A 2,500-nucleotide genomic window follows, 5' to 3' on the forward strand; every position below is an offset into this window, starting at 1 on the left:
GACGAGCCGTGTTCGGCGCTTGATCCGATTTCCACCGGTTACATCGAAGAGCTGATCGGTGAACTGAAGAAGGATTACACGGTGATCATCGTCACGCACAACATGCAACAGGCCGCACGTACTTCCGATTTCACCGCCTATATGTATCTGGGGGATCTGATCGAGTTCGGCAAGACCAACGACATCTTTTTCAAGCCCCAGGACAAGCGTACCGAAGACTACATTACCGGCCGTTTCGGCTAATCAGGCGAAGGGACAGGAACATGGAAAAGAACCACATCTCTTCTCAATTCGACAGTGATCTCGAAGAGATCCGCACCAGAATGCTGCACATGGGGGGGCTGGTAGAACAGCAAGTGCGGACTGCCCTCGCGGTATACGATGAAGGCTCGCGCGACCTTTTTAGCCAAATCCGGTCTACCGAAGAAGCAATCAATACCCTCGAAATCGAACTGGATGATCGTTGCACGCACCTGATCGTACGGCGTCAGCCGGCTGCCGGCGACCTGCGGCTGGTCATGGCGATCGTCAAGACGGTGACAGACCTGGAACGTATTGGGGATGAGGCCGACAAGATTGGGCGCTATGCCCAGGCCATGCAAGAACGCGGCCTGTTGCATTTGCCCGGCTTCTCGGACGTCCACGTAGCGGCCCACATCGCTGCCGGCATGCTCAAGGATTCACTTGATGCATTTGCCCGCCTCGATGCGGTGCAGGCCGGTGAGATCGTCAAGCAGGACGCGCAGATTGACAACGAATTTCGCAGCATTCTTCGTCAGTTGATCACGTTCATGATGGAAGATCCGCGCACGATTTCCACCGCTCTGGACATCATCTGGATTGCCAAGGCCATCGAGCGCATCGGCGACCACGCGCAAAACATCGCGGAATATGTCATTTTTGTCGCCAAGGGCACTGACGTGCGCCACGCCACGATGGAGAAGCTGGAGCAGACTGTTGCCAGTTGAACCGCATGGCACTTGACACTACCATCCTCCTGGTCGAAGACGAGCCGGCCATTCTGGACCTGCTCGAATTTGCCTTGGTACCGAAGGGGTACAAACTGGTGCGCGCGTTGAATGCCGACGAAGCGCGCCAGGCGATTCGCAGTCAATTGCCTGATCTGGTGATTCTCGACTGGATGATGCCGGGCGAATCAGGTGTGCAATTGGCGCGTGCCCTGCGGGCCGACCCGCGTACGCGCCCGCTGCCGATCATCATGCTCACCGCCAAGGCAGAAGAGGGGGACAAGATTGCCGGGCTGGATGCCGGCGCCGATGACTACGTCACCAAACCCTTCTCGCCACGTGAGCTGATCTCCCGCATCAATGCTTTGCTGCGCCGCCGTGCACCAGAACATGCCGAAGAGCCGCTGCTATTCGGCAACCTTACCGTGGATCCCGGCAAGCATGAGGTGCGTGTCGGCAGCAAGCTGGTGGACATGGGCGCAACCGAGTTTCGCCTCCTGCGTTTTTTTGTCGCGCATCCGGAACGGGTGTATTCCCGCGCCCAGTTGCTCGACCAGGTGTGGGGCGATCATTCCTTCATCGAAGAACGCACGGTCGATGTGCACATCCTGCGCTTGCGCAAGGCATTGGCGCCCTTCGGTGCGGAAGAAATGGTCCAGACAGTGCGCGGCGCCGGCTACCGACTCGCCAAGACCTGAAATTGGCGCCGCTCAGCGATAATGAGCGCCCAACTGCATACCATCAATTCACGTTTGAACCAATTCTGGGTTCCGGTCTGGTTTCGCTTTGCCGTGGTGGCGGTCGCCGCCCTCATGGCTGGCTTGATTGGTGGTGAACGCTGGGGCTTGCTGGTGGCCCTGTTCGGCCTGTCAGTCCTGATCGGCTTCCATCTGTACTACCTGAAGCGGGTCAACGACTGGCTCAACTTGCCCGACCGCGAGGCACTGCCGGAGCTGCCGAGTGGCTTCGGCGCCTGGCAAACCGTGTTCCAGGAATTGCGCCGTGCGCGCAAGCGGGATGACCGGCGCCGGGCAGAAGTAGCAGAAACCCTCGATCGCTTCATCCAGGCCTCCAGCGCCCTGCCCGACGGCATCGTTATTCTGGATCGTGCCGACCGGATTGAATGGTGCAATCCCTCTGCCACTGATCACCTTGGCCTGAACCTGGAGCGTGATGGCGGATTCCTGCTCGCCAATCTGGTGCGCCAGCCCGCCTTCACGGAGTATCTGGTGCGCGCCGACTTTCGTGAGCCGCTGCAGATGACAGACCATACAGGAGCACGCCAGCTGAGCCTGCAGTTCCTGCCGTTTCAGGATACGCGCCGCATCCTGCTCACCCGCGACATCACCCGTCTGGTTCAGGTGGAATCCATGCGGCGCGATTTCATTGCCAACGTGTCCCACGAACTGCGCACGCCGATTACCGTGATCAGCGGCTTCCTGGAACAGTTTGAAGAGCAACCGGAAACGCCCCTCGCCCAGCGCCAGCGCATCCATGCCTTGATGCTGGACCAATCGCGCCGCATGCAGCGC

General features: G+C 59.3%; 3 protein-coding genes and 1 pseudogene. All 4 read left to right on the plus strand.

Annotation, left to right across the window (positions count from 1 at the left end):
• A pseudogene (locus tag RMO18_RS06770) lies at nt 1-243 on the plus strand (phosphate ABC transporter ATP-binding protein); the annotation flags it as partial.
• A gap of 20 nt (nt 244-263) precedes the next feature.
• Nucleotides 264-968 carry a phosphate signaling complex protein PhoU gene (gene phoU, locus RMO18_RS06775; RefSeq protein ID WP_309664753.1) on the plus strand — a complete coding sequence of 235 codons (705 nt, stop codon included), beginning with the start codon at nt 264-266 and terminating at the stop codon, nt 966-968.
• Nucleotides 969-973: 5 nt separating this feature from the next.
• Nucleotides 974-1,666 carry a phosphate regulon transcriptional regulator PhoB gene (gene phoB, locus RMO18_RS06780; RefSeq protein WP_309664754.1) on the plus strand — a complete coding sequence of 231 codons (693 nt, stop codon included), beginning with the start codon at nt 974-976 and terminating at the stop codon, nt 1,664-1,666.
• A gap of 21 nt (nt 1,667-1,687) precedes the next feature.
• Nucleotides 1,688-2,500: phosphate regulon sensor protein PhoR (locus RMO18_RS06785; protein ID WP_309664755.1), on the plus strand; the 813-nt coding region annotated here is incomplete at its 3' end.

Origin of the sequence: Tabrizicola sp., assembly GCF_031377265.1 — a bacterium.
GTDB lineage: Bacteria > Pseudomonadota > Alphaproteobacteria > Rhodobacterales > Rhodobacteraceae > JAUYQR01.

Excerpts from the sequence above, each read along its gene's own strand:
- phoU (WP_309664753.1), top strand. The coding sequence starts at position 264 with ATGGAAAAGAACCACATCTCTTCTCAATTCGACAGTGATCTCGAAGAG.
- phoB (WP_309664754.1), top strand. The coding sequence starts at position 974 with ATGGCACTTGACACTACCATCCTCCTGGTCGAAGACGAGCCGGCCATT.